Here is a 4,280-nt window from a genome sequence, read left to right as displayed (position 1 = left end):
GCCCGTAGCCGACGTTCGTGCACCAGAGGCCCGACATCCCGTCGATGTAGCACTTGCCGTCGTTGTCCCACAGATAGACGCCCTCGCCGCGCACCATCACGCGCGGACCCTCGGCGTTCAGCGCCTTCTGATCGACGAACGCGTGCAGATGGTGCGCAGCGTCGCTCTTCTGATAATCCTGAGTCTCTCGGCGCGGCAACTCGCGGGTATTCATGATCGGTACTCCTTCCTGGAAATGGTCTGATGTCGAGGCGGGGACGACATGCGAGGATCCCAATGTCCGGCGACAAAAAGAAAAGGAAAAGAACATATTTGTTTTCCACTGCATAGCTGATCGCTTCTTTATGGAAATCATGCATAGCCAGTAAATTTCAGATGAATGCGCTCTTAACATAGGACGATCCTATGCAGTGGATAAGCGAATTGTGCTTGGCAGCATGAATGTGAACGACGAAAGTATGCGGACCATTTACAACCTCATGTACGCGGACATGTGACGCTCACATCACGGCATGGAGGCCCCTCGCGGGACTCGCCGGACGCGTTCGGAACGGAGCGCAAGATGGAACATTCGTCACTTCGGTATTCGCTGCGCCAGCTCAGATACTTTGCCGTGACGGCGGAGGTCCTGTCGTTCACCGCCGCCGCGAAGCTGCTGCACATTTCCCAGCCGTCGATCTCGTCGGCACTCGCCGATCTCGAGGAATCGTTCGGCGTGCAGTTGTTCATTCGCCATCACGCGCAGGGGCTATCGCTGACGCAAGCGGGCCAGGACATCCTCGGCAAGACGCGCGATCTGCTGAAGAACGCCGAAGAACTGCAAGTGGCCGCGAAAGAGCTCGACGTCGGCGTGACCGGCACGCTCTCGCTCGGCTGCATGGTGTCGATCGCACCGCCGCTGCTGCCGTCGCTGATGAGCCGCTTCGTCGCCATGCACTCGGGCATCAGCTTCCGTACGCTCGAAGCGCATCAGGAAGACCTGCTGCAGGGGCTGCAGAACGGGCTGCTCGACGTCGCGCTCACGTACGACCTCGATCTGACCGACGACATCGAATTCGTGCCGCTGCTGTCGCTGCCGCCGTACGCGATCCTGCCGAGCGCGCACCGGCTCGCGTCGCGCAAGACGATCTCGCTGACCGACCTCGTCGACGAGCCGTACGTGATGCTCGATCTGCCGCACAGCCGCGAATATTTCGCATCGCTGTTCGACGGAACCGCGCCACGCCCGCTCGCCGCGTTCAAGTCCGCGCAGCCGGAGGTCGTGCGCGGGATGGTCGCGAACGGGCTCGGCTACAGTCTCCTGAACTTCCCGCTGCGCGCGACGACGACCGTCGACGGGCAGGCGTTCGCGATCGTGCCATTCCGCGAGAAGCTGCGCGCGATGACGCTCGGCATTGCCTGTGCGAAGCAGATGCGACCGCGCAAGGTCGTGCGCAATTTCATCACCTTTTGCAGCGCCGACATCGACCGATGCGAGTAGAGGGCCCGCAGGCATGTGCGATATGCCGCCGTCCGCCGTGAATCTCGCGTCGATTTGCATAGATTAATCAAATGCTGTGCATTTTTTAAATATGTTTTTCAAATCTCGAAGCCGGGCGTAAATTTTCTCCACGACGGCCAGCCTGGGCATCGCGCGCAACGGGAACGCTGCATCGCTCGCGCGTTGTGCATAGGCGGTTATGTATGAACCGCGCGTTCTCAGGAGCCGCGAGACTGCGACCGATTCGCATCACTCCGCCATTCGGAAGGAACAACCATGACAGTGGAAAGAACGTCAATCGACACGCTCATCGTCGGCGCCGGCCAGGCCGGCATCGCGATGAGCGAGCATTTGGGCAAACTCGGCGTGCCGCACCTCGTTCTGGAGCGCGATCGCATCGCCGAACGCTGGCGTACCGGACGTTGGGACTCTCTGGTTGCGAATGGCCCCGCATGGCATGACCGCTTCCCCAATCTCGAGTTCGAGAATCTCAGCCCGGACGCCTTCGCTTCGAAAGAGCAGATCGCGGACTACTTCGCCGCCTACGCGCGCATGATCGACGCACCGATCCGGACCGGCGTGGAAGTGAAGGAGGTCGTGCGCAACGTCGGCAAATCGGGATTCACCGTGCGGACGTCCGACGGCACGATCGAAGCCAACCGCGTGGTCGTCGCGACGGGCCCGTTCCAGCGCCCGGTCATTCCCCCCGTCGCGCCCCAGGCCGACGATCTCGTGCAAATTCACTCGGCCGATTATCACAATCCCGGGCAATTGCCGGAGGGCGCGGTGCTCGTCGTGGGCGCGGGCTCGTCGGGCGTGCAAATCGCCGACGAACTTCAGCGCTCGGGCAGGCAGGTCTACCTGTCGGTCGGCCCGCACGACCGGCCGCCGCGCGCCTATCGCGGCCGCGATTTCTGCTGGTGGCTGGGCGTGCTCGGCGAATGGGATGCCGAGGTGATGCGCCCCGGCAAGGAACACGTGACCATTGCGGTGAGCGGCGCGCGCGGCGGCCATACGGTCGATTTCCGGCGCCTGGCGAACAGCGGGATCGCACTCGTCGGCTCGACGAAATCCTTCGACGACGGCGTCGCGACGTTCGAAACGGATCTGGCGGAGAACATCGCTCGCGGCGACGAGAACTATCTGTCGCTGTTGAAGGCGGCCGATGCCTATATCGCCCGCAACGGCCTCGACCTTCCGGAAGAGCCAGACGCGCATGTCATTCCGGCCGATCCGGCATGCATGACCCATCCCCGTCTCGATCTCGACCTGGCCAGGGCCGGCGTGACCTCGATCGTCTGGGCAACCGGCTATGCGGTCGATTTCGGCTGGCTGAAAGTCGACGCCTTCGACGAACGAGGCAAGCCGAAGCATCAGCGCGGCGTGTCCGCGGAGCCGGGCATCTATTTCCTGGGCCTGCCGTGGCTGTCGCGGCGCGGCTCCGCGTTCATCTGGGGCGTCTGGCACGACGCCAAACACGTTGCCGACCATATCGTGACCCAGCGCAAGTACCTCGCGTATCACCAGAGCGCGAAGCCGGCCGCCGAAGCGAAAGCGCCGATGCATTCGCTAGCGAGCGAGTGCGTCGCGTCCGAGAAATGGGCTTGAGCCGATACGAGCCAGCCCGATGTTCGATTCTTTATTTTCCCGACTCTGAGGTCCATTGATGAGCGAAGTCACACACACCCGTATCCGCATGTTCAACACGAAGGATACCTATCCGAATCAGAAGCTCGACAACGACCTTTGCCAGGCGGTGCGCGCGGGTAACACCGTCTATGTGCGCGGTCAGGTGGGCACGGATTTCGACGGCAATCTGGTCGGGCTCGGCGATCCGGGCGCCCAGGCCGAGCAGGCGATGAAGAACCTCAAGCAACTGCTGGAAGAAGCGGGCAGCGATCTGTCCCACATCGTCAAGACCACGACTTATCTGACCGATCCGCGCTACCGCGAACCGGTGTATCAGGTCGTGGGCAAGTGGCTCAAAGGCGTGTTTCCGATTTCCACCGGCCTCGTCGTCAGCGCTTTGGGGCAGCCGCAATGGCTGATGGAGATCGACGTAATCGCGGTCATTCCGGACGGCTGGAAGCCGTCGCAGGCTTGAGTGATCGTGCAAAAGAAAAACGCGGCGACCGAAGTCGCCGCGTTTTTCGTTGCGGAGCGCCGTTGCGTTCCGCGCCCTGCGCGTCGTCGCTTCGTCGCGTTACGCCACCGCCGGCTCGAACGCCATCCGCATATCGGCCAGCCGCTTGCGCTCACGCGCGTTCATCACCTGATTGAGCAGCACCACCCCGATCGTCACCACGCTGATGAACAGCGTCGCCAGTGCATTCATCTCCGGGTTCAACCCCAGCCGCACCCGCGAGAACACCACCAGCGGCAGCGTCGTCGAGCCCGGGCCCGACAGGAACGCCGACAGGATCAGGTCATCCACCGAGATCGTGAACGACAGCAGCCAACCCGAGATCAACGCCTGCGAGATCAGCGGCAGCGTCACCAGGAAGAACACCTTCAGCGGCGTCGCTCCCAGATCCAGCGCCGCCTCCTCCAGCGACTTGTTCATCTCCTTCACCCGCGACTGCACGATGATCGCCACGTACGACACGCACAGCATCACGTGACCGATCCAGATCGTCACCAGCCCGCGACCCTTCGGCCACCCCAGCATCTGCTCCATCGCCACGAACAGCAGCAGCAGCGAGATCCCCTGGATCACCTCCGGAATCACCAGCGGCGCGTTGATCATCCCCGTGTAGAACGTGAACCCCTTGAACCGGCCGAACCGCGCCAGCACGAAACC

The 4,280-nt window shown here is 62.5% G+C and carries 4 protein-coding genes and 1 pseudogene; 3 read left to right on the top strand and 2 right to left on the bottom strand.

What is annotated here, in order from left to right; genetic code table 11:
* Window positions 1-214: pseudogene (locus tag HZI36_RS26520) on the bottom strand (aspartate aminotransferase family protein); the annotation flags it as partial.
* A 348-nt stretch (window positions 215-562) separates the two neighbouring features.
* Here HZI36_RS26520 and HZI36_RS26515 point away from each other — a divergent pair.
* The 3 genes from HZI36_RS26515 (at window position 563) to HZI36_RS26505 (ending at window position 3,584) form a co-directional block, all read left to right on the top strand.
* On the top strand, window positions 563-1,480 hold the full coding sequence (locus HZI36_RS26515; protein ID WP_179405642.1) for a LysR family transcriptional regulator: 918 nt from the start codon (window positions 563-565) through the stop codon (window positions 1,478-1,480).
* Window positions 1,481-1,756: 276 nt separating this feature from the next.
* Entirely contained in the window at window positions 1,757-3,088 is a 1,332-nt protein-coding gene (locus HZI36_RS26510; RefSeq protein WP_179405641.1) for a flavin-containing monooxygenase, read from the top strand.
* Between the two features lie 58 nt (window positions 3,089-3,146).
* Window positions 3,147-3,584 carry a RidA family protein gene (locus HZI36_RS26505; RefSeq protein WP_179405640.1) on the top strand — a complete coding sequence of 146 codons (438 nt, stop codon included), beginning with the start codon at window positions 3,147-3,149 and terminating at the stop codon, window positions 3,582-3,584.
* Between the two features lie 99 nt (window positions 3,585-3,683).
* Here HZI36_RS26505 and HZI36_RS26500 read toward each other — a convergent pair.
* Window positions 3,684-4,280: ABC transporter permease subunit (locus HZI36_RS26500; RefSeq protein WP_179405639.1), on the bottom strand; the 597-nt coding region annotated here is incomplete at its 5' end.

Origin of the sequence: Burkholderia guangdongensis (genome assembly GCF_013403875.1) — a bacterium.
Classification (GTDB): Bacteria; Pseudomonadota; Gammaproteobacteria; order Burkholderiales; family Burkholderiaceae; genus Burkholderia; species Burkholderia guangdongensis.
This window is presented reverse-complemented; position numbering and strand designations above follow the sequence as displayed.

Excerpts from the sequence above, each read along its gene's own strand:
- HZI36_RS26515 (WP_179405642.1), top strand. The coding sequence starts at position 563 with ATGGAACATTCGTCACTTCGGTATTCGCTGCGCCAGCTCAGATACTTT.
- HZI36_RS26510 (WP_179405641.1), top strand. The coding sequence starts at position 1,757 with ATGACAGTGGAAAGAACGTCAATCGACACGCTCATCGTCGGCGCCGGC.
- HZI36_RS26505 (WP_179405640.1), top strand. The coding sequence starts at position 3,147 with ATGAGCGAAGTCACACACACCCGTATCCGCATGTTCAACACGAAGGAT.